General features: G+C 65.8%; 22 protein-coding genes. 10 read left to right on the top strand and 12 right to left on the bottom strand.

The features are described from left to right. Positions 1-17: 17 nt before the first annotated feature. The 6 genes from QX073_RS01495 to QX073_RS01470 form a co-directional block, all read right to left on the bottom strand. Positions 18-290 (bottom strand): hypothetical protein, encoded by a 273-nt coding sequence (locus tag QX073_RS01495; protein WP_315714813.1) that lies wholly within the window; start codon positions 288-290, stop codon positions 18-20. Between the two features lie 192 nt (positions 291-482). After that, positions 483-1,718 carry a PHB depolymerase family esterase gene (locus tag QX073_RS01490; protein WP_316192766.1) on the bottom strand — a complete coding sequence of 412 codons (1,236 nt, stop codon included), beginning with the start codon at positions 1,716-1,718 and terminating at the stop codon, positions 483-485. A gap of 4 nt (positions 1,719-1,722) precedes the next feature. Then, complete coding sequence (locus QX073_RS01485; RefSeq protein WP_316225225.1) at positions 1,723-2,154, bottom strand: CopG family transcriptional regulator; 432 nt, start codon at positions 2,152-2,154, stop codon at positions 1,723-1,725. A gap of 455 nt (positions 2,155-2,609) precedes the next feature. Continuing rightward, positions 2,610-3,023, bottom strand: coding sequence for a GFA family protein (locus QX073_RS01480; protein ID WP_316225224.1), 414 nt, complete (start codon positions 3,021-3,023; stop codon positions 2,610-2,612). 18 nt (positions 3,024-3,041) lie between these two features. After that, positions 3,042-3,521 carry an SRPBCC domain-containing protein gene (locus tag QX073_RS01475; RefSeq protein WP_315826298.1) on the bottom strand — a complete coding sequence of 160 codons (480 nt, stop codon included), beginning with the start codon at positions 3,519-3,521 and terminating at the stop codon, positions 3,042-3,044. Continuing rightward, a complete protein-coding gene (locus QX073_RS01470) occupies positions 3,518-3,847 on the bottom strand; it encodes a metalloregulator ArsR/SmtB family transcription factor (protein WP_315714817.1) in 330 nt (109 codons plus the stop codon). The genes QX073_RS01475 and QX073_RS01470 overlap by 4 nt, the downstream gene beginning before the upstream one ends. A 1,001-nt stretch (positions 3,848-4,848) precedes the next feature. Between QX073_RS01470 and murI the strand changes: the two genes are divergently transcribed. The 6 genes from murI to QX073_RS01440 all read left to right on the top strand — a co-directional run bounded on the left by murI (position 4,849) and on the right by QX073_RS01440 (position 10,229). Further along, positions 4,849-5,646 carry a glutamate racemase gene (murI, locus tag QX073_RS01465; protein WP_316202225.1) on the top strand — a complete coding sequence of 266 codons (798 nt, stop codon included), beginning with the start codon at positions 4,849-4,851 and terminating at the stop codon, positions 5,644-5,646. Positions 5,647-5,658: 12 nt separating this feature from the next. Then, a complete protein-coding gene (locus tag QX073_RS01460) occupies positions 5,659-6,432 on the top strand; it encodes an HpcH/HpaI aldolase family protein (protein WP_315826300.1) in 774 nt (257 codons plus the stop codon). 241 nt (positions 6,433-6,673) lie between these two features. After that, positions 6,674-7,498: an acyltransferase gene (locus tag QX073_RS01455; protein WP_315826301.1), complete on the top strand. Its 825-nt coding sequence runs from the start codon at positions 6,674-6,676 to the stop codon at positions 7,496-7,498. A gap of 212 nt (positions 7,499-7,710) precedes the next feature. Then, the gene (rpsD, locus tag QX073_RS01450; RefSeq protein WP_011925811.1) at positions 7,711-8,328 is read left to right on the top strand and encodes a 30S ribosomal protein S4; all 618 of its coding nucleotides are present in this window, start codon (positions 7,711-7,713) and stop codon (positions 8,326-8,328) included. 204 nt (positions 8,329-8,532) lie between these two features. Beyond that, complete coding sequence (locus QX073_RS01445; protein ID WP_316194583.1) at positions 8,533-9,087, top strand: hypothetical protein; 555 nt, start codon at positions 8,533-8,535, stop codon at positions 9,085-9,087. Between the two features lie 74 nt (positions 9,088-9,161). After that, on the top strand, positions 9,162-10,229 hold the full coding sequence (locus QX073_RS01440; RefSeq protein ID WP_316225222.1) for a threonine aldolase family protein: 1,068 nt from the start codon (positions 9,162-9,164) through the stop codon (positions 10,227-10,229). Positions 10,230-10,282: 53 nt separating this feature from the next. Here the strand turns inward: QX073_RS01440 and QX073_RS01435 are convergent, their stop codons facing one another. Both QX073_RS01435 and grxD read right to left on the bottom strand, forming a co-directional pair. Continuing rightward, a complete protein-coding gene (locus QX073_RS01435) occupies positions 10,283-10,852 on the bottom strand; it encodes an O-acetyl-ADP-ribose deacetylase (RefSeq protein WP_316225582.1) in 570 nt (189 codons plus the stop codon). Positions 10,853-10,861: 9 nt separating this feature from the next. Next, positions 10,862-11,200 carry a Grx4 family monothiol glutaredoxin gene (gene grxD / locus QX073_RS01430; RefSeq protein WP_315714830.1) on the bottom strand — a complete coding sequence of 113 codons (339 nt, stop codon included), beginning with the start codon at positions 11,198-11,200 and terminating at the stop codon, positions 10,862-10,864. A 303-nt stretch (positions 11,201-11,503) separates the two neighbouring features. Here grxD and egtB point away from each other — a divergent pair, with 303 nt between their 5' ends. Then, positions 11,504-12,754: an ergothioneine biosynthesis protein EgtB gene (egtB, locus tag QX073_RS01425; RefSeq protein WP_316225220.1), complete on the top strand. Its 1,251-nt coding sequence runs from the start codon at positions 11,504-11,506 to the stop codon at positions 12,752-12,754. A 56-nt stretch (positions 12,755-12,810) separates the two neighbouring features. Beyond that, a complete protein-coding gene (gene egtD, locus QX073_RS01420) occupies positions 12,811-13,782 on the top strand; it encodes an L-histidine N(alpha)-methyltransferase (RefSeq protein ID WP_315749306.1) in 972 nt (323 codons plus the stop codon). Here the strand turns inward: egtD and QX073_RS01415 are convergent. Both QX073_RS01415 and QX073_RS01410 read right to left on the bottom strand, forming a co-directional pair. Next, complete coding sequence (locus tag QX073_RS01415) at positions 13,758-14,960, bottom strand: low temperature requirement protein A (RefSeq protein WP_316225218.1); 1,203 nt, start codon at positions 14,958-14,960, stop codon at positions 13,758-13,760. The two genes, egtD and QX073_RS01415, sit on opposite strands and share 25 nt — an antisense overlap. Positions 14,961-14,992: 32 nt before the next feature. Beyond that, the gene (locus QX073_RS01410) at positions 14,993-15,232 is read right to left on the bottom strand and encodes a BolA family transcriptional regulator (protein ID WP_315714834.1); all 240 of its coding nucleotides are present in this window, start codon (positions 15,230-15,232) and stop codon (positions 14,993-14,995) included. A gap of 250 nt (positions 15,233-15,482) precedes the next feature. On the opposite strand from QX073_RS01410, the gene QX073_RS01405 reads away from it, so the two are divergent. Then, on the top strand, positions 15,483-15,848 hold the full coding sequence (locus tag QX073_RS01405; protein ID WP_315749303.1) for a DUF427 domain-containing protein: 366 nt from the start codon (positions 15,483-15,485) through the stop codon (positions 15,846-15,848). A gap of 82 nt (positions 15,849-15,930) precedes the next feature. On the opposite strand, the gene QX073_RS01400 is transcribed toward QX073_RS01405, so the two are convergent. Then, positions 15,931-16,104, bottom strand: coding sequence for a DUF1328 domain-containing protein (locus QX073_RS01400; RefSeq protein ID WP_012045337.1), 174 nt, complete (start codon positions 16,102-16,104; stop codon positions 15,931-15,933). A 434-nt stretch (positions 16,105-16,538) separates the two neighbouring features. On the opposite strand from QX073_RS01400, the gene QX073_RS01395 reads away from it, so the two are divergent. After that, complete coding sequence (locus tag QX073_RS01395; RefSeq protein WP_316186834.1) at positions 16,539-17,735, top strand: acyltransferase; 1,197 nt, start codon at positions 16,539-16,541, stop codon at positions 17,733-17,735. A gap of 190 nt (positions 17,736-17,925) precedes the next feature. Here QX073_RS01395 and purL read toward each other — a convergent pair whose 3' ends face one another. Continuing rightward, positions 17,926-20,136, bottom strand: coding sequence for a phosphoribosylformylglycinamidine synthase subunit PurL (gene purL, locus QX073_RS01390; RefSeq protein ID WP_316186835.1), 2,211 nt, complete (start codon positions 20,134-20,136; stop codon positions 17,926-17,928). Positions 20,137-20,206: the final 70 nt, after the last annotated feature.

Here is a 20,206-nt window from a genome sequence, read left to right as displayed (position 1 = left end):
CAGCGCGCTGATGCCCATCAGACCGCGGTCGCGATCACATACACCAGCACGGCTGCGCCGAGGCAGCGGCGCCAGGGGTTGACGCCGCGCAGGAGTTCGTCGAACGCCCAGACGAAGAGACTGGCTTTGACCAGACAATCCAGATTGGCGCCTGTCTGACCCGGCGGATGCCAGACCCAGCCGACGAGGCTGCCCGCCAGCACGATCCAAAGAGCGGGGTTCGGCATCTGGGCGATCGTGATCTCGCCGGTCGCGCGATTGCGGAAGAACCAGTTCAGGAATCGCGACATCGGACCACCCGCGTTCGTCGTGACATGGTCATTCGCCCTCCCGAGGACGACACCCGCCAGGATATTCGTGCCCGCTTAACGGGGGAGATGCATCATGGTTGCTGGTAGCAGCGACGCGCAGATGTGCAGATGTCTTGACCTCGCAAGACGGAATGCAGCGCCACCGGCATTTTCACGGGCGCCGTTGTCTTGCTAGTCCGCGCATGAATGCGCGAGGAAGAACCGCAGCATCTCCCGCGTCGCATCCGGTCCTTTCGGATCGGTGTAGGATCCGGCCGGACTGCCGCCGGACCAGGCGTGAGCGGCGCCGTGGACGGTCCAGTGCTCCGACGTCACCTTCCCGCTCGGCTCCGTCAGAATCGTCCGCGTATAGGCATGGCCACCGGGCACCCGCCCGTGCACGACCGACGATGTCCCGCGCATGGCGCCGGTCGCCTGCGCAACGACCCGGTCGCCGTTGGCGGGATGCACGGTCGTGTCGCGATCGCCATGGAAGACGATCGTCGGCACAGCCGATCTCCGATCCGCCGCGTGGCCGGCGCCTTGGCGCATCGCCATCAACGCCGAGGGAAGATCGCGCGCGGCCCCGCAGGCGAGACCGGAATGGACGCCCGCCGCGGCGTAGAGATCGGGATAGGTCGCGGCCATGATGGCGGCCGTGGCGCCTCCGGCCGACAGGCCGGCGACATAGACGCGCCTGGAATCTACAGCATGGTCGCGCATCACCTGGCGGGTGATGCCCGCGATCAGCGACGGCTCGCCGCCCTCGCGCTGCTGGTCGCCGGTGCGAAACCAGTTCCAGCATTTCGACTGATTGGCACCGCTCGGCTGCTCCGGATAGACGACGAGGCAGCTCTGCTCCTCGCCCAGGAAGTTCATCCGTGTGCCGGCCGCGAAATCGTCCGCCGACTGTGTGCAGCCATGCAGCATGACGACGAGCGGAAGCTGACGGCCCTCGGCCCTGCTGGGGATCAACAGCTTGTAGCTCCGGCGTCCCGCCGCATTGCCGAAGCTGGCCTGGACGAATCTTGCACCTTCGGGGGTGGTGTCGCGCGCCGAAGGCGCGCGCAGATGCGGACCTCGCAGGCCGAAGCCCGGCAGCTCGCCGAGATCTTCGCGCCGGACGGGTCGCTGGCGCGCCTGAGCGGGCTTGGCTTGCCATGGCTTGGCTTGCGATGGCTTGGCCTGCGTGGCGCGCGCTTGCGCCGGGGCAACCTTCGCGGACGGCCGGTCGCGCTCACTGACGCGCGTCGCCTGTCCCTCGATGGTCGGAGGCGCGAGCCGCGCCGGCACTGATCGCACTGGACTGGCCGCTGCCGCCGACGAGCCATCGCCGCGCAGCATACGTTGCAGCAACGCCGTGGCCTCGCCCAACTGGCCGGCCCGCGTCAGGCGCGTCGCTTCGCGCATGATCTCTTGGTTCAGCATCGCGCTACCTCATTCTGTCGGCGAGAGCGGCCTTGACCGCGGGGGTGGCATGGAGTGCGCCCAGCACGGAGACCGAGGCGACGGTGGCGCGGGCCAGCTCGGGCGTCACATCGGCGGCGATGGTGGCAAGCCCAAGCACGTTGATTTGCAGCATCTGCCCGGCCCGCTGCGCCGCTTCGAGATCGGCGCGGCTGTAATGCCGCAAGCCGAGGTCCAGGCTGTTGCGCACCGTCGACTGCCTGACCACGTCGGCGTGTCGGTCGAGCTGATTGCGGATCGCGGTGCGGATGAAATCGGTGCGGTTGGAATAGAACCCTTCCCGCACCATCAGATCGACCTGACCGAGATCGACGTAGCCGAGATTGACGGTGATCTTCTCGGTGTCCGGAACTTTCCCGCGGAGTGGGTGGACGTTGTCGGGCACAGCGGCATCCATTTCTACCATCCACCGGGATGGTGCATGGATGGCATATGGATGCCCACCGTTGACGTTCAAGGCGCAAGCGTAATGTTCCGCGAGGGAACCGGTGATGCCGCGAGCTTCCTGTCGATCCTATCGCCTGCCAGCGCGGCCCGGCTCGATGCAGCAACCGAGGAAAGGGCCGGTCCAACATCGGAGGGGCAAGATAGAGCGTGCAGTCGCCACCGCCCCACCGCCGCGCAGGCCGTCGTTAGTTTAGTGCACAGTAACCCGGGGCCGTAACCCTGGTCATCGTCGAAGGCGGACGATCCAGTACGCCGAGGTTTTTCGGTTCGGTATCTTCTGCAGCAGAATACTGGATGCTCCGCTTTTGGCGGAGCATGACGGCATTGGAGACGGCGAGAGCTCATCCCACGGCCAATTGCCGATTCTCACGAAATGCTCGTCTCGTTCGCCCCAAGCACCAAGACTCACCGCGGCGGCATCTTCTCGAATTTCGGCAGCGCCGGATCGAGGTGATCCCAGGCGTACCCGGCTGATGTCCACGACACCAGTTGCGGCTTGTAGCGGCCGGGGTCGTCGAGACTGGCCGGCGGGACGATGAACACCTCGGGCATCGCGGGAAATGTCAGGTGAATGTGCGAGCCGCAGGTCGGGCAGAAGGCGCGCCGCTTGACGGTGCCGCCGTCGCCTGTGGTCTGCCAATGCGACACCTCGCCTTCGACCCTCACCTCCGCCGCGACGAAGGTCAGGTGCGATTGATGCCCGGTGCCGCTGTCGCGCTGGCATTGCCGACATTGGCAGTCCAGCATCACGGCCGGCTCGCCCGTGATCTCGTAACGCACCGCGCCGCAGGCGCAGCCGCCGGCATAGGACTTCGTCATGTCGCTCTCCTGCTTGTTTCAATGCGGCCGCTGCGATGACGCCTGTTCGGCGGCGATCTGATCGAGCTTCTTGACGACCGTCTTCCAGCCCTCGCCCATCTTGCGATAGGCGGTGTCATTGGTCGGCAGCACGAAGCCGGAATGCACCAGGCGAAGGCGCGTGCCCGTGTCCGCCTTGGAAAGACTGAAGGTGACCACCGTCTCCAGCTTCGCGCCGTAGCCGACATTGCTGTCGTGGCCGCCCTTCCACGCGTAGGACAGCCGCTCGTTCGGCACGACCTCCAGCACCTCGCAGTGAATGGTGCCATCCCATTGGCCGGCCGGCGTCGTTTGAAAGGTGAACCGATTGCCGATGATCGGCTCAAAGCCCTTGGGCGCCATCAGCCAGCGGCCGATCAGCTCGCCGTTGGTCAAGGCTTTCCAGATGATCTCCGGCGCATGCGGAAAGATGTTCTCGACGACAATGGCCCGCGTATCCGCGTTCACGGCTTGGTTCATGGATCGATGTCCTTCAGCAGGTTTCTCAGATTGGCAAAGCGGTCGCGCCAGAACGCGCCGTAATGGCTCATCCAGTCGGCCAGCGGCTCCAGGCCGCGTGGCTCCGCGCGGTAATAGACCTTGCGGCCCTCGGGGCGCTCGCAGACCAGGCCGGCCTGTTTCAAGGATTTCAGATGCTGGGAGATCGCGCCCTGCGTGACGGTGCTGCCGCGGGTGAGTTCGACGACGGTGATCTCGTCGGCCTCGACGATGCGCTCGAACACCGCACGCCGCGTCGGATCGGCCAGCGCGCGCATGACGGCAGTGATGGGTTCAGGCTGGATCATGGAAAAACAATAGCAATCACTAATCAATTAGTCAATGCTAATATTATTGGAAAGACCGCCTGGCATTTCGCCATGGCAAGGGGAGCCAACCTCACGGCTAAATCGCCCACTCGAAAATCCGAATTTTTGTTCTTCCGTTTTTCAGAATTTGATGCTATGGTGTCGCGTCCCGCCTCGATTGAGGGGCGTTTCGCGATCGTCACGAACGTTGGGTGCGGGATGCGGTGGGCGTGTCGGGTTGCAGCATGAGCAATCATGCCGACGAACGATCCGATGCGCACGGCGAAATCGTGTGGTCCTGGCATCCCGGTGCTGATGCCAAGCCGGCGCTGCAAGTACGACGAGCGCGCTGGCGACGGGGGCAAGAAAGCCGATCCCCGGGGAGATCACGTATAAGCCGTTCAAACCATTGCGCGGGGAAGGCCGGGATGATCCGGCCCGTACCTGTGGTTCCTGCCGCCTGCATTTTTTTCGCAGGCGGGCCATGGGTGCGACCGGCACCCGGCCTTTCCCGCGCCCTCATTCTGAAGAGGGCGATCAGACGAGCAACACTCGGACGCGGAAGCGGGCGCGAGGATGAGAGCACATGTTTCAGCGTCATTCATGTTTCAGCGTCATTGCGAGGAGCGCAGCGACGAAGCAATCCAGAGTCGTCGCGAGACTCTGGATTGCTTCGCTCGGCATGACGCCTCCATCTCCACTGTCGTCCCGGGCAAGCTGCGGCAACGCGTCAGCGTTGGCGCGGCGCCGCCCCCGGGACCATACTCCGCAGCGGTCGTGTGACGCACGCTGGAGCGTCCAGCTCGCACGCCCAACCCCGCCGGTGGTTATGGATCCCGGCGTTCGCCGGATGACACTGAGATTTTGACAGCCACCGTGGCCCCAATGCGCAGCTTTGAACCTTCGCCCCCGCTGCCCGAACACACCCAAGCGCCTCATTCCCGCCAAATCCCGCAGAAAAACCGACTGAATCCGCCTCCCCGATCCGGTAGACTCGCCGCGTGACCCATCGCCCTACGATTCTCGTCTTCGACTCAGGCCTCGGCGGCCTGTCCGTGCTGCGCGAGGTGGTGCGGGCGCGGCCCGATGCCCACTACGTCTATGTCGCCGACGACGCGTTCTTTCCGTACGGCCATCACAGCGAGGCGGCGCTGATCGCCCGCGTGGTGCCGCTGATGGGCGAGTTGATCGCCGCGCACGAGCCGGACCTCGTCGTGATCGCCTGCAACACCGCCTCGGTGCAGACGCTGGCGCCGCTGCGCGCGGCCTACGCGACGCCGTTCGTCGGCACCGTGCCGGCGATCAAGCCGGCCTGCGCGCAATCCCTGACGAAGCGCGTCTCCGTGCTCGGCACCAAGGCGACGGTGCAGCGCGAATACACCCACGCCCTCATCCGCGACTTCGCGCGGGGCTGCGCCGTCACGCTGGTCGGCTCGCCGGAACTCGCGTCACTGGCGGAGGCCGCGCTCAGCGGAACCCAGGTCAGCGACGCGGCCATTGCCGCCGAGATCGCGCCTTGCTTCGTGGGCGACGCCGCCGATCCCGCGGGCCGGACCGACACCGTCGTGCTCGCCTGCACGCATTATCCGCTGCTGCTCGACCGGCTCGAACGCCTGGCGCCCTGGCCGGTGACCTGGATAGATCCCGCGCCCGCCATCGCGCGCCGTGTCGTCGACCTGCTGGGCCCCTCGGCCGGCGGCCCCGACAATGGCGGCGCCACCATGATCTTCACCTCGAGCAAGCCACATCAGCTCGGCCGCGCGCTCACGCCCTATTTCGGCGGCCGCGTCCCGGCCTGACGGAGACCGCCGATGGCCGCAGCGCCCAAACCGCTCAACCGCCTCAAGCAGGCCTGGCGCGACAAGCGGCCGACCTTCGGCGCCATCGCCACCATCCCGAGCATCCAGACCGTGCGCATCATGGCGCAGTCGCTCGACTGGATCATCGTCGACCTCGAGCACGGGCCGATCGATCTCTCCACCGCGCACGCGATGATCACGGCCACCGCAGGCACGCCCTGCGTGCCGCTGGTGCGCATCGCCGCCAACGAGCCGCATCTCGCCAAGGCGCCGATGGACCTCGGCGCCCTCGGCATCAACTTCCCGATGATTTCCAGCCGCACTGATGCCGAGAAGGCGGTCCGCAGCGTGCGCTACCCGCCCCAGGGCGACCGCCTGTGGGGTCCGTTCCACGCCCCCTTCCGCTGGAACGTGTCGATGGCCGACTACATGGCCACCGCCGACGACGACATGATCTGCATGGTGACGATCGAGCATGTCGAGGCGGTCGAGCGGATCGACGAGATCATGGCCACGCCCGGCATCGACATCGCGGTGATCGGCCCGGGCGATCTCGCCACCTCGATCAACAAGCGCGGCCAGCTCGATGATCCCGAAGTGAAATCCCTGATCGCCCGCGCCGAGGCCGGCATCCTCAGATCAGGCGTGCCGATCGGCGGCGCCGCGCGCTCGGCCGATCAGGCCAATGCGATGATCGCGCGCGGTTACGTGGCGCTGGCGCTCGGCTTCGACTGGTCCTTGTTCCAGCGCGGCATCGCCGCGAGCTTCGAGGGGATCAAGCGCTGATTCGCGCCGTTTCGAGCCGCGCTTCATGTTTCAAACGAAAAACAACTTTGCGGAAGAAGACCATGAGGAAGAAGACGATTTTCGGTCTGTCGCCGGCCGTCCTCGGGGTCTGAGGCCAAGCCGCTCGCCTCGCCGGCGCCCTCGAACGGCGCTTCCGTAACCCGGCCTGCGGTGTTAACAGCAGCCGCCGCCGGGGAGCCGGATCAGGCCAAGCAGAACGAACGGGAGCGACAGGTCCAGGATGCGCGGAACCACCAGGCCGATTTCGCTGCACCGCCGTCTGATCATCGATCTGATGCTCGCCTCCCGTGGTGTGCCGTTCGTCTCGCTGGCCCGCACGATCCAGATCGGCCCGATGCTCGAGGCCCGCGCCGCGGCCGTCCGCCCGCCCGGTTTCGCCGCGATCTTCGTCAAGGCGTTCGCCCTGGTTGCCCGCGACGAACCGGTGCTGCGCACGCTCTACACCGGGTGGCCGCGGCGCTGCCTCTACGAGCTGCCGCGCAGCGTCGCCACCGTCACCATTGCCCGGGTCGAGAATGGCGAGGATTGCGTGCTGCCGCAGCGCGTCTCCGGGCCGGAGGCCATGTCGCTGGCCGAGATCGACGCGGTGATCCGGCAGGGCAAGGAGGCGCCGGTCGGGGACGTCGCCATGTTCCGCAAGATCATGCGGGCGACCCGGCTGCCGTTGCCACTGCGCCGGTTCGCCTGGTGGGTCGGGCTGAATTTCGGCCGCCAGCGCGCCAACTGGTTCGGCAATTTCTCCGTCACCAGCGTCGCGGCCTGCGGCGGCGGCCAGCTCCTCGCCCTGAGCCCGGGACCGTTCATCATCAATTACGACGTCGTCGGGCCGGACCAGACGATTCCCATCCTGATCCGCTGGGATCACCGGGTTACCGACGGTGCCATGATCGCCAGGACGGCGATCCGGCTCGAGCAGATGCTGAATGGGGAGATCGCGGCCGAGCTGCGGGGCCGCCCGGTTCCCGGGCGCGGGCCGGCGGACGCTGACCTGGGATGCGAGGCGGCGCGGCAGAAAATGACCATCCTGAGGGGGCCGAAAGGGTGATTTGTCGGCAAAAGCGGCGGTTGCGGTTTGACAAACCGGCGCTTTCTCGCCTAAGACCCCCCTGCTCGCGGGCCGCTTTCGGCCCGCGTTGCGTTTCGCGACCCGTGGCCTTCTCCCTTCATGCTTTGGGGATGGGCCTGTCGGTGGGCCGGATTTCCGGACACACAGGAGGGCGCGTTTCCTCAAACCCTAACTTGATCGAAGAGGACGCGATGACTAAGCGCAGTGAGGCGAAGTACAAGATCGATCGCCGCATGGGCCAGAACATCTGGGGCCGCCCGAAGAGCCCCGTCAACCGCCGCGAATACGGCCCCGGCCAGCACGGCCAGCGCCGCAAGGGCAAGCTCTCGGACTTCGGCGTGCAGCTGCGCGCCAAGCAGAAGCTGAAGGGCTACTACGCCAACATCTCCGAGCGCCAGTTCCACGGCATCTATGTCGAGGCCGGCCGTCTCAAGGGCGACACCGGCGAGAACCTGATCGGCATTCTCGAGCGCCGTCTCGACACCGTCGTGTTCCGCGCCAAGTTCGTCTCGACCATGTTCGCGGCGCGCCAGTTCATCAACCACGGCCACATCAAGGTGAACGGCCGCAAGGTCAACATCGCGAGCTACCAAGTCAAGCCGGGCGACGTGATCGAGGTCAAGGAAGCCTCCAAGCAGCTCGCCGTGGTGCTGGAAGCGACCCAGCTCGCCGAGCGTGACGTGCCCGACTACATCGAGGCCGATCACTCCAAGATGACCGCGAAGTTCATCCGCATCCCCGCGCTGTCGGACGTGCCGTTCGCGGTGCAGATGGAGCCGCATCTGATCGTCGAGTTCTACTCGCGCTGAGCTTGACCGGACCGCGGTCCGGTCCCATCTGATAATCCGAAGGCCCTGGCATGCGCCGGGGCCTTTTCTTTTTGGGCTTCTTTTCGGATGGGGCGAACCGATTCCCGAATGCCACACCTGCCACGAATTCGCCCCAACCTGGGCTGACAGCTACTCCGTCCCGTGATTCACTGTCTGCAGTTGTAAAGTAGCGGGGCGTTCGCCATGGAGTTCAACAGGCGCAATATCATCTTCGGTGCGTTGCCGACCGGTGCGGTCGGTGCCCCGCCTCTGCCGCCGTTGCGGGTGCCGCCGCTCAGCGCTCCGCCGTTACGCGCACGGACCTCCGGCGTCCGCTACCGCTTCAACGACGGCCTCTATCCCTCGACGGTCTTCGACCTCCTGGAACGCTCCTGCTGGCACGTCCAGTCCGATGCGACAGCCCATGTGATCCGCCATGTCGGGACCGGGCTCACCTTTGCCGACGCGCAGCTTCGCCACGATCCCTACGCGCTCGAGCTCCTCCACTGTTTCGACGATTCGCGCGAGCTCGCCGACGAATGGCACACCATGCTGGTCGGCTGGGCCGCGGTGAACATGGGCTGGAACATCAAGCGGCAACAGCCTGGCGCAGCGCTGCTTCTTTCACCGTCGCGACAGAGCCCGATGGACTCCTGGGTGTTCGACTGCACCGAGGCGCCGCCGCTGGTCGCCGAGCCGATCGAGAGCAAGCCGTTGCGGCGGCCGGACATCTGGCTCAACCCGCCGCGCGCGGCGTAATCGAGGAGGCGTTTTGCGGGGGCGATGCGAGTTGGGTAAGGTCCGGGTCGTGATAAGCCGAACGAGGACCGCCGATGTATTACACCCCGCCCGCGCGTGATCCCAAGGCGCCGCCCGTGCGCGTCAATCTGTTGTCGGACACGCAGACCCGCCCGACAGCCGCGATGCGCGAGGCCATCGCGCGGGCCGAGGTCGGCGACGAGCAGATCGGCGACGATCCGACCGTGCATGAATTGTGCGGCCGCGTCGCCGCGCTGCTCGGCAAGGAGGCCGCCGTGCTGATGCCGTCGGGCACGATGTGCAATGTCGCGGCAACGCTGGTGCATTGCCGCCCAGGCGACGAGATCCTGGCACACGAGACCGCGCACATCATCTCGCGCGAGGGCGGCGCGCATGCGGCGCTCGGCGGTTTCCAGGTGACGCAGTTGAAGGGACCCGACGGGCAGTTCACACCGGAGACGTTCCGCGCCGCGCTGCATCCGCGCTCGCGCTACCAGCCGCCGCAGACCGTCGTCAGCGTCGAGCAGACCGCCAATATCGGCGGCGGCACGATCTGGAAGAAGGCCGCGCTCGACGAGATCGCCGAGATCGCCAAGGCGAACGGCATGGCGACGCACATGGACGGCGCAAGGCTGCTCAACGCGACGGTTGCCACCGGCATTCCGGCGGCCGAGATGACCGCGGGCTGGGATTCGGCCTGGATCGATTTCTCCAAGGGGCTGGGCGCGCCGATCGGCGGCGTGCTCGCCGGCAGCGCCGCCTTCATCGACGAGGTGTGGCGCTGGAAGCAGCGGCTCGGCGGCGCGATGCGCCAGGCCGGCGTGGTCGCCGCGGCCTGCATCCATGCGCTCGATCATCACGTCGACCGGCTCGCCGAGGATCACGCCAATGCGCGGGCGCTGGCACGCGGGCTGTCGCAGATCCAGGGCGTCGAGGTCCAGGAGCCCGAGACCAATCTGGTGTTCTTCAAGCCTGACGGCGCCGGCGTGTCCGGCGAGACGATGGTGAGTGAATTGCGCAAGCACGGCGTGCTGCTGGCGATGATGGACGGCCGCATCCGCGCCTGCACCCATCTCGACGTGACAGCCGCCATGATCGAAGAGACGATCGGCCACGTCAGGGAGATCGTACGCAGGGCATGAGGATCATCGCATGCGCGCCCGGCAGACCTAATGCCGCACAGGGCACGCCGCTGTCAGCGCGGCGATCCCTTGCGAGCGCGGCTCTCGACGGCCCGGCCCAACGCCTCATCGTGCAACTCGGCACTCGCATCGGAAAAGCAGCAGAACACGATCTGCGACAGCGACGTCTCCGCGCTGATGATCTCGATCGAAGTGGCGACCGCTATCGATGCCGCACGATCCGCAGGGAAGCGGAAGATGCCCGTCGAGATCGCGGGGAACGCGACCGAGTCCAAACGATGCTTGTGACACAGCTCGATCGAGCGCCGGTAGCACGAGGCGAGCAGCTCCGGCTCGCCGCGATCGCCTCCCTGCCAGACCGGGCCGACGGTATGGATCACATGGCGCGCCGGCAGCCGATAGCCCTTGGTGATCTTGGCCTCGCCGGTCCTGCAGCCGTGGAGCATGCGGCACTCCATGACGAGGTCCGGTCCCGCCGCACGGTGGATCGCACCGTCGACGCCTCCACCACCGAGCAGAGACGAGTTCGCGGCGTTGACGATGGCGTCAACGCCGAGCTTGGTGATGTCGGCGACGATGACCTCGAATCGGGTCGCGCCGACCTTTCGGACCGGATAGCTCAGCCGGATAGCTCAGACAGAGGCCGCCGTGCCGACCGGGATGCCCTTGTCGGTGAACAGCTGCTGCAGCTCGCCGCTCTGGAACATCTCGCGCACGATATCGCAGCCGCCGACGAACTCGCCCTTCACATAGAGCTGCGGAATCGTCGGCCAGTTCGAGAACGTCTTGATGCCGTTGCGCAGCTCGGCGGATTCGAGAACGTTGAGGCCCTTATAGCCGACGCCGACATGATCCAGGATCTGCACGACCTGGCCGGAAAATCCGCACTGCGGAAACTGCGGCGTCCCCTTCATGAACAGGACGACGTCGTTCGACTTCACTTCATTGTCAATGAATTGCTCAATGCTCATCTTCGCTTCCTCTAGGGCGCCTCAAGGAACGCCTGGGGCTCGGTGCGCGCTGATCGCCACCGGACGGATTTCGTCCGCAGCCGACCGTCACTTCTCTATATGTAGCGCAAACCGTTGTTCAACCAAAGTAAAATGCCGAGGATCGGCCGGCGACCCAGGCCCCGGCCGGACCATAGGCTGACGGCAGCAATATTATAGCCGGCACGAGGGTTTCATCCCGTAACCAAGCCCCTATTTAGGACGAACTGTCGAAAGGAACTTGTTCCGTCGAACATCGTTTTCTGCTGGCAAACGGAGACCCTCGTGACCAGTTCTGCCTCCGCTACGGCCCCGATCCCCGTTACTGATGCGCTTCAGAGCAGGTCCGGCTCCCTCGCCGGGCGCCTGACCGAGGCGTACCTCGCCGTCCGGGGCGAGACCGAGCGGCGCGCGGCGCCGCTGAGCCCGGAGGATCAGGTCATCCAGTCGATGCCGGACGCCAGTCCTGCCAAGTGGCATCGCGCCCATACGACCTGGTTTTTCGAGCAGTTCGTGCTGGGCGAGTACTGCCCGGGATATACCCCTTTTCACGCCGATTACGCGTTCCTGTTCAATTCCTATTACGTCAGTGCCGGCCCGCGCCACACGCGGGGCGAGCGCGGCCTGATCACCCGCCCGGGCGTGGCCGACGTCACGGCATATCGGCGGCATGTCGATGCGGCGATGGTGGACTTCCTGGGCAGCGCCGATACCGCCACATTGACCGCGGTGGCGCCGCTCGTGGAGGTCGGCCTCAACCATGAGCAGCAGCATCAGGAGCTGATGCTGACCGATATCCTGCATGCGTTCGCGCAGAACCCGACGGCCCCGGCCTACGATCCTTCCTGGACCTTCCCTGCCCCCACGGAAACGGGCGAGGATTGGGTTCACCTCCCCGAGGGCATCCATACCGTTGGGCACGCCGGCGATGGTTACCATTTCGACAATGAGGAGCCGGCCCATCGCGCGCTGGTCGGGCCGGTGGGCATCGCGCGCAATCTCGTCACCAATGCCGAGTGGCTCGCCTTCATGGATGACGGCGGCTACCGGACCGCCACACTCTGGCTCATGGACGGCTTCGCCACCGCCAGCCGCGAGGGCTGGCAGGCTCCCGGGCATTGGTACAAGGTCGAGGGCGAATGGCGCATCATGACGCTGGGCGGACTGCGGCCGGTCGATCCCGCTGCTCCGGCGTGCCACGTCAGCTACTACGAAGCTGACGCCTTCGCGCGCTGGCGCGGCAAGCATCTGCCGACCGAGATGGAATGGGAGGTCGCCGCGCGCGGCAACCAGCTCAACGATGCCTTCGGCATTGTCTGGCAGTGGACCCGCAGCGCCTACAGTCCCTATCCCGGCTATCGTGCCATGGAGGGTGCGCTCGGCGAGTACAACGGCAAGTTCATGGTCAATCAACTGGTGCTGCGCGGCTCATCGCTCGCGACGCCGGTGGGCCACAGCCGTGTCACCTATCGCAACTTCTTCTATCCGCATCATCGCTGGCAATTCACCGGGCTCCGGCTCGCCGACTACACCTGAGCTATCAGCATTCGTTGCCCGACAGTCGCGCGTGTGTGCGCGTCCAGGAGAGTATCATGAACGTGCACGTCAACGCGCTGCTCGACGCCCATCTCCCCGACGACAAGACGTCGGCCTTTGCGACGGACGCCGTCGCAGGCCTCGCCCAGCAGCCCAAGCAGCTATCGCCGAAATATTTCTACGATGCCGCCGGATCCGATCTGTTCGAGCAGATCACGCGCCTGCCGGAGTACTATCCGACGCGGACCGAGCTCGGCATCTTGAGGGATCGCGGCGCCGAGATCGCGGCAGTCATTCCCGACGATGCCGCCCTGGTCGAGTTCGGCGCCGGCGCCACCACCAAGGTGCGGCTGCTGCTGGAAAGCTGCCGCTTCGCGGCCTACGTGCCGGTCGATATTTCCGGCGAGTTCCTGACCGCACAGGCCGACAGCCTGCGCCGCGACTTCCCGCAGCTCGCCGTGCACCCGGTCGTCGCCGACTTCACGACGTCGTTCAAACTACCTGACGCCATCGAAGGCAAGCCGAAGGTCGGCTTCTTTCCGGGATCGACGATCGGCAATTTCGAGCCGCATGAGGCGTGCCGCTTCCTGCGCTCGGCACGCGAGATCTTGGGGACCGGCGCACGGATGATCGTCGGCGTCGACCTGGAGAAGGACGAACGTGTGCTGCACGCCGCCTACAACGACGCGGCCGGCGTGACCGCGCGCTTCAATCTCAACCTGCTGCTGCGGATCAACCGCGAACTCGGCGGCAATTTCGACCTGTCCGCCTTCGTCCACCGCGCGATCTACAATCGCGAGCAGCACCGCATCGAGATGCATCTGGTGGCGCGGAAGCCGCAAACGGTGCGGCTACTCGGCACCACCATCTCGTTCCGGGCCGGCGAGAGCATCCACACCGAGAACAGCTACAAATACAGCATCGCGCGCTTCGGCGCGCTGGCCCGCGGATCCGGCTGGAAAGTCCAGACCGTGTGGACGGATGCCGAGAAGATGTTCTCGGTTCAGGCGCTCGTCGCCGAGGCGTGAGGCTCCGGCTTCGACCGCAACGACAGCGTCTCCCACAGCGCGACGATCGCCAGTAGCGCGCTCGTCAGCGCCGAAAGCACGAGAGGCGACAGTTCGGTCGCGAACCAGCCGAGCCCGATCAGTGCGAGCAGTCCGGCGCCGTGCGACAACTGCAGGAAGCCGCGGATGTTGAACTTGAAGAGGATGGTCCCGAGCAGAAACACGAACGGACCGCCGATCGTCGTCGCCGCCATATTCAGGTCGGTATGCCCGAGGGGGTGCTTCAGGACGATCTCGTCCGACACCGCCGACACGATGATGCCGGCGACGATCGGCATGTGCAAGTAGGTGTAGGCCGAGCGCGCCATCAGCCCGGATTGCGCCGACTGCGAAATCACTTCCGATCCCGCCTCAGCGCCGCGGTTGAAGTACACCGCCCACATCGCCACCGTGCCGATGAAGGCGCAGGCGAAGGCGGCAATGTTGGCTCCGGTCCAGTCGAGCTCGGCAAAGGTCGCGCCGGTGACGACGATGGATTCGCCGAGCGCGATGATGATGAACAGCGCACAGCGCTCCGCCATGTGGCCGCCTTCGACCATCCAGTCCTCGACGGTGGAGGCACCCAGCCCGGGGACCCAGAAGCGGACGGCCGGCGACGCATATTCCAGGGTGAGCGCCGCCCCCCACAGCCCCATCCGTGCCGGGCCCTCGGCAAGGCCGCCGAGCAGCCAGAGCACGGCGGAGGCACTGAGCCAGGAGAGAATGCGGGCGGCGTTGCGGCGGACGGCAGATCGCTGCGGCGGCGTCGCGGTCAGCCAGAACGCGGTCCGGCCGACCTGCATGGCGGCGTAGGCCATGGCGAACCACAGGCCGCGGTCCTCGAACGCCCGCGGGATCGACATCGACAGAACGAGGCCCGCCAGCATCAGCGCGAACAAGAGACCTCGGACCAGCGCCTTCTCGGGATCGAGCCAGTTGGTAACCCAGGCGGTGTAGACCCACACCCACCAGACCGCGAGAAACAGAACGGCCGTCTGGGCGGCGCCGAGCGGCGAGAAATGGCCGATCAGATAGTGCGAGATCTGCGTGACCGCGTAGACGAAGACGAGATCGAAGAACAGCTCGACGAACGTGACCCGGCTGTGCCGGTTCGGCTCGATGACGCGAAACAGCGCACCACGCGGATTGTCCACCGCCATCTCCCCCGGATGCGCGATCTCCCCCTAAGCAGTCAGCGCTGGTCCGGCACCCCGGTCTGCAGGGCCAGAGCATGCAGCACGTCACCCATCTGGCCGCGCAGCGATTGATAGACGAGCTGATGCTGCTGAACGCGGGATTTGCCGCGGAACGATTCCGAGATCACCGTCGCGGCGTAATGGTCGCCGTCGCCAGCGAGATCGCGAATCGTCACCTGTGCGTCAGGGATGGCAGACTTGATCATCTGCTCGATATCGTGGGCATCCATGGGCATCCCGGTGCATCTCCTTGTGTCGGGCAGGCGCCGCATCCCGTGGACGATGTAGCCCGCAGGGCCCGCGGCTTGGCTGCACTCCCATCAGTGGCCCGCCGAGCACGGCGAATCAAGGCGTTCTCGCGGGACCGTGATGGCGAAATCTAGCGCGAACCGCTTTCGAGGTCACGCGCGGAACCACTATATACCGGGTCAAACGAGATACGTCGGACCGGGTGACGCACCCAAAAGGCTGAATCGTGAGGGCGACATGAAGCTTCCAGGACCGGATCACCCGATCACCATCACCCCCAATCCGAAACGTGTGCGGGTGATCGCCGACGGCGTCGTGATTGCCGACACCACCCGCGCGTTGACGCTGAAGGAAGCGAGCTACCCCGCGGTTCAATACGTGCCGCGGGCCGACGCCGACATGGCGGCCCTGCAGAAGACCGATCGTGTCACCCATTGCCCGTACAAGGGGGATGCGAGCTATTTTAGCGTCGTCGCCAACGGCAAGACATTGGACAATGCGATCTGGAGCTACGAGGCGCCCTTCCCGGCGATGACCGAGATCTCGGGCCACCTGGCGTTCTATCCGGACAAGGTGCGGATCGAGGAGGTCGCAGCTGATTGAACTGCGGTGACAGCCCGCCGCGCGGCCGGCACGAGGCCCATACCGGCGCGGCGGTCGTTTCGGTCACTGACCTGATGGCGTGCTACACTCTGAAAATCGTAAGCCCGAGAATCAGCAGCACGAGGAAGATCACCAGGAAGATATAGAACAGGATCCGCGCAATGTCGGCGGAAGCTGCCGAGATGCCGGTGAAGCCGAGAATACCGGCCACCACCGAGATCACGAAGAACAGCAACGCCCATTTGAGAATAGTCACGGTATGGTCCTCCGGTTCTGCGCCGCGCCGGCGCGGCGCCTCACTAACGATGACGCGGGGAACCGGTTCCTTCGGCCATCGGTCCCGGTGCCGAAGAAATGCGCAACCCACGACAGTCCCGGCCGTAACTTCGTAGGTCGTCGGTTCGTAAGGATATCCGGAGCGGAAATCGGCAGAGTGTGTGAGAAACCGGCTTGCGGACCGCGGCACTTGCTGATTTGCAGCACCAACGACGACATCTGGTAGTCCGGCGCCGTCATTCGCTCGCTTTTGGGCGACTCCAGCGAATGGCGGTGCCAGAGGGTCACACGAGCTCATCCACTCATTCCAGCTCGCGCAGCCTTGGACGACGTTTGCATGACGCCCCGCGGCGAAGGGGGATGCGAACGTCACATCCGCTGCACGGGCCGGGCAGCAGCGACGCCGGGGGGCGTATGGTCATATCGGTTACACAATCGGCGGCGGCCGCAAAGGTCGAGCTTCAGGCCCGCCCGCGCGCTCGGGCACGCAACGCCGCGCTCGATCACGCCCGGACATTCCTGACGCTGGTGGTGCTGCTCCACCACGCCGTGATTCCCTATACCTATTTCGGGCACACCGATCCGACGTCCTTCCTCGGTTTCGACGCCATCGTGCTGGCCACCGACAGCTTCTTCATGGCCATGTTCTTCTTTCTGTCGGGCCTGTTCGTGTGGTCGGGCCTTGCCCACAAGTCGACGCTGCAGTTCCTGCGTGACCGGCTATTGCGCCTTGGCCTGCCCTTCGCCATCGCGGCCCTGACCGTCATTCCGCTTGCCTATTACGCGATCGAGCTGCGCGCCAATCCCGACGCCCGCTTCGCTGCCTTCTGGTGGAAGACGGTCACGGTCGGCCCATGGCCGAGCGGGCCGATCTGGTTCATCTGGGTGCTGCTGGCGTTCGACACCTCGGCAGCCCTTTTGTACCGCGTCTCGCCGCGCCTGCTGGATCCGATCAATCGGCTGTCGCAGCGCGCCTTCGAGCATCCGCGCGACTTCTTCTTCGTCTTCCTGCTGATCACGGGCGGGCTCTACATCCCGTCCCGGCTCTATTTCGGCCCGACGTTGTGGTTCGAGGCAGGGCCGCTCTCGGTGCAGGCCAGCCGCGTCTTGCTCTACGCCGCCTATTTCTACGTCGGGGCTGGCATCGGCTCGGCCAATTTCGAACGCGGCCTGCTGGCCGCAGAAGGGCAGATGTCGCAGCGCGGACTCGGGGCCTGGATCGTGGTCACGCTCGTGCCCTATGCGCTGCTCTGGGTGCTTATCACGATCAAGCGCCAAGTGCTGGGCAATCCGCCCGTGTTGCCGCAATGGTACGAGGCGGCCTATGGCTTCTTGTTCGTCATCTTCAGCGCCGCGATCCTGTTTGCGATCCTGTCCTACTTCCTGAACAACCGCCGCTCGGAATTCTCCGTGCTCGATCGCATGCAGGCCGATGCCTATGGCATGTTCCTGGTACACTATCCGATCGTGCTGTGGATCCAGTACTGGCTGTTCGACTTCGGCCTGCCAGCCATCGCCAAGGCGACGATCGCCTTTGTCGGCAGCATGCTGCTGAGCTGGGGCGCGACCTGGGTGCTCAGGCAGATTCCGGGGGCGAAGAACGTGTTGTAGGACGGTCCTGCCTCCTCCGTCATTGCGAGGAGCGCAGCGACGACGCAATCCAGACCGCATCCGCGGATGGCGGTCCTGGATTGCTACGCTGCGCCCGCAATGACGCTGGGCGAGGCCAACGCTCTCACGACGAACTCCGTCGTCGTTTGCCAGCGTGCCTGACTGTGACAGCCGCGGCGTGCGTCCGGGGTCAGGCGGCTGACCCGCCCATGTATTTGGGCAGCCAGCTTTCGAATCCCGTCTTGAGCGCGGCGACCTCGACGGCACCATCGCCGGCGATCGCCAGCGCAGTGCCGCCTGTCGTGCCGATGCGCGTGCACGGCACGCCGGCGCCGCGCATCTTGGCCAGCACGCGGCCAGCCTCGGTCTCCGGCACCGTCACGAGATAGCGCGCCTGGTCCTCGCCGAACCAGTAGGCATGCGGCACGATCGAGGCAGGCGCGGCCAGCAGCCGCGCGCCGATGCCGGAGGCCATTGCCATCTCGGCGAGCGCGACGAGCAGACCACCGTCGGCCAGATCATGCGCAGCTGTCGCCGTGCCCGCATGGATCATGCCGCGGACGACATCGCCGATGCGCTTCTCGGCGGCGAGGTCGACAGGCGGCGGAGCGCCCTCCTCCCGGCCGCAGACGTCGCGCAAGTAGACCGACTGGCCGAGCCAGCCATGGGTCTCGCCGATCAACAGGATCGCCTCGCCCTCGGCCTTGAAGGCGATGCTCGCCGACTTGGTGAAATCATCGAGCAGGCCGACGCCGCCGATCGAGGGCGTCGGCAGGATCGCGCGGCCGTTGGTCTCGTTGTAGAGCGAGACGTTCCCGGAGACGACGGGGAAGTCGAGCGCGCGGCAGGCCTCCGAAATGCCTTTCAGGCAGCCGACGAACTGGCCCATGATCTCGGGCCGCTCCGGGTTGCCGAAATTGAGATTGTCGGTGATCGCAAGCGGCCGGCCACCGACCGCGGTGATGTTGCGCCAGGCTTCGGCGACGGCCTGCTTGCCACCCTCGAAAGGATCGGCCTCGCAATAGCGGGGCGTTACGTCGACGGTGAGCGCAAGCCCCTTCGGGCCATCCTGCACGCGCACCACGGCGGCATCGCCGCCTGGGCGCTGCACGGTGTTGCCGAGGATCACATGGTCGTACTGCTCCCAGATCCAGCGCTTGGAGCACAGATCGGGCGTTGCGACGAGCTTCTCCAGGGCCGGGATGATGTCCAGGGGCGGCTTGACCTCGCGGGCATGGATCACCGGCAGCGCCGACGAGGCCACGTGCGGGCGGTCGTACAGCGGCGCCTCGTCGCCGAGCTCCTTGATCGGCAGGTCGGCCATGACGTCGCCGCCATGCTTCACCACGAACCGCTTGCTCGGCGTGGTGTAGCCGACCACCGCGAAATCGAGCCCCCATTTGCGGAAGATCGCTTCCGCCTCCTTCTCCTTCTCCGGCTTCAGCACCATGAGCATGCGCTCCTGGCTCTCGGAGAGCATCATCTCGTAGGCGCTCATGCCGATCTCGCGGGTCGGCACGGCATCGAGATCGAGATCGACGCCGAGGTCGCCCTTGGCGCCCATCTCGACCGCCGAGCAGGTCAGGCCGGCCGCACCCATGTCCTGGATCGCGATCACGCAATCGGCGGCCATGATCTCCAGGCACGCCTCCAGCAGCAGCTTCTCGGCGAAGGGGTCGCCGACCTGCACCGTCGGGCGCTTCTCCTCCGAGGAATCGTCGAACTCGGCCGAGGCCATCGAGGCGCCGTGGATGCCGTCGCGGCCGGTCTTGGAGCCGAGATAGACGATCGGCATGTTCACGCCGGAAGCCGCCGCATAGAAGATCTTGTCGGCGTCGGCGAGGCCGACCGCCATGGCGTTGACCAGGATATTGCCGTCATAGCGGGTGTGGAAGCGGGTCTGGCCGCCGACCGTCGGAACGCCAAACGAGTTGCCATAGCCGCCGATGCCGGCCACCACCCCGGACACCAGATGCCGGGTCTTGGGATGCTCCGGCGCGCCGAACGACAGCGCGTTCAGGCACGCGATCGGGCGTGCGCCCATGGTGAACACGTCGCGCAGGATGCCGCCGACGCCGGTGGTCGCACCCTGATACGGCTCGATGTAGCTCGGGTGGTTGTGGCTCTCCATCTTGAACACGACGGCCTGGCCGTCGCCGATGTCGATCACGCCGGCGTTTTCGCCGGGGCCCTGGATCACCCAGGGCGCCTTGGTCGGCAGTCCCTTGAGATGGATGCGGGACGACTTGTACGAGCAGTGCTCGTTCCACATCGCCGAGAAGATGCCGAGCTCGGTGAAGGTCGGCACTCGCCCGATCAGCTTCAGGATGCGCTCATATTCATCGGGCTTCAGCCCGTGGGCGGCGACGAGCTCGGGGGTGATCTGCGGTTCATTGCGCATGGAGAAATGCCTTTGCCCGTGGGCCGCTGGTCCCTTGAAGCCTGCTTCATAGAAAGATCGCCAGGGCGGG

Origin of the sequence: Bradyrhizobium sp. SZCCHNS3052, assembly GCF_032484495.1 — a bacterium.
Lineage (GTDB): Bacteria > Pseudomonadota > Alphaproteobacteria > Rhizobiales > Xanthobacteraceae > Bradyrhizobium.
This window is presented reverse-complemented; position numbering and strand designations above follow the sequence as displayed.

Bases quoted from the DNA above. Each gene is read 5' to 3' on its own strand.
- QX073_RS01495 (WP_315714813.1), bottom strand. From the start codon at position 290: ATGTCGCGATTCCTGAACTGGTTCTTCCGCAATCGCGCGACCGGCGAG.
- QX073_RS01490 (WP_316192766.1), bottom strand. From the start codon at position 1,718: ATGCTGAACCAAGAGATCATGCGCGAAGCGACGCGCCTGACGCGGGCC.
- QX073_RS01485 (WP_316225225.1), bottom strand. From the start codon at position 2,154: ATGGATGCCGCTGTGCCCGACAACGTCCACCCACTCCGCGGGAAAGTT.
- QX073_RS01480 (WP_316225224.1), bottom strand. From the start codon at position 3,023: ATGACGAAGTCCTATGCCGGCGGCTGCGCCTGCGGCGCGGTGCGTTAC.
- QX073_RS01475 (WP_315826298.1), bottom strand. From the start codon at position 3,521: ATGAACCAAGCCGTGAACGCGGATACGCGGGCCATTGTCGTCGAGAAC.
- QX073_RS01470 (WP_315714817.1), bottom strand. From the start codon at position 3,847: ATGATCCAGCCTGAACCCATCACTGCCGTCATGCGCGCGCTGGCCGAT.
- QX073_RS01460 (WP_315826300.1), top strand. From the start codon at position 5,659: ATGGCCGCAGCGCCCAAACCGCTCAACCGCCTCAAGCAGGCCTGGCGC.
- QX073_RS01455 (WP_315826301.1), top strand. From the start codon at position 6,674: ATGCGCGGAACCACCAGGCCGATTTCGCTGCACCGCCGTCTGATCATC.
- rpsD (WP_011925811.1), top strand. From the start codon at position 7,711: ATGACTAAGCGCAGTGAGGCGAAGTACAAGATCGATCGCCGCATGGGC.
- QX073_RS01445 (WP_316194583.1), top strand. From the start codon at position 8,533: ATGGAGTTCAACAGGCGCAATATCATCTTCGGTGCGTTGCCGACCGGT.
- QX073_RS01440 (WP_316225222.1), top strand. From the start codon at position 9,162: ATGTATTACACCCCGCCCGCGCGTGATCCCAAGGCGCCGCCCGTGCGC.
- grxD (WP_315714830.1), bottom strand. From the start codon at position 11,200: ATGAGCATTGAGCAATTCATTGACAATGAAGTGAAGTCGAACGACGTC.
- egtD (WP_315749306.1), top strand. From the start codon at position 12,811: ATGAACGTGCACGTCAACGCGCTGCTCGACGCCCATCTCCCCGACGAC.
- QX073_RS01415 (WP_316225218.1), bottom strand. From the start codon at position 14,960: ATGGCGGTGGACAATCCGCGTGGTGCGCTGTTTCGCGTCATCGAGCCG.
- QX073_RS01410 (WP_315714834.1), bottom strand. From the start codon at position 15,232: ATGCCCATGGATGCCCACGATATCGAGCAGATGATCAAGTCTGCCATC.
- QX073_RS01405 (WP_315749303.1), top strand. From the start codon at position 15,483: ATGAAGCTTCCAGGACCGGATCACCCGATCACCATCACCCCCAATCCG.
- QX073_RS01395 (WP_316186834.1), top strand. From the start codon at position 16,539: ATGGTCATATCGGTTACACAATCGGCGGCGGCCGCAAAGGTCGAGCTT.
- purL (WP_316186835.1), bottom strand. From the start codon at position 20,136: ATGCGCAATGAACCGCAGATCACCCCCGAGCTCGTCGCCGCCCACGGG.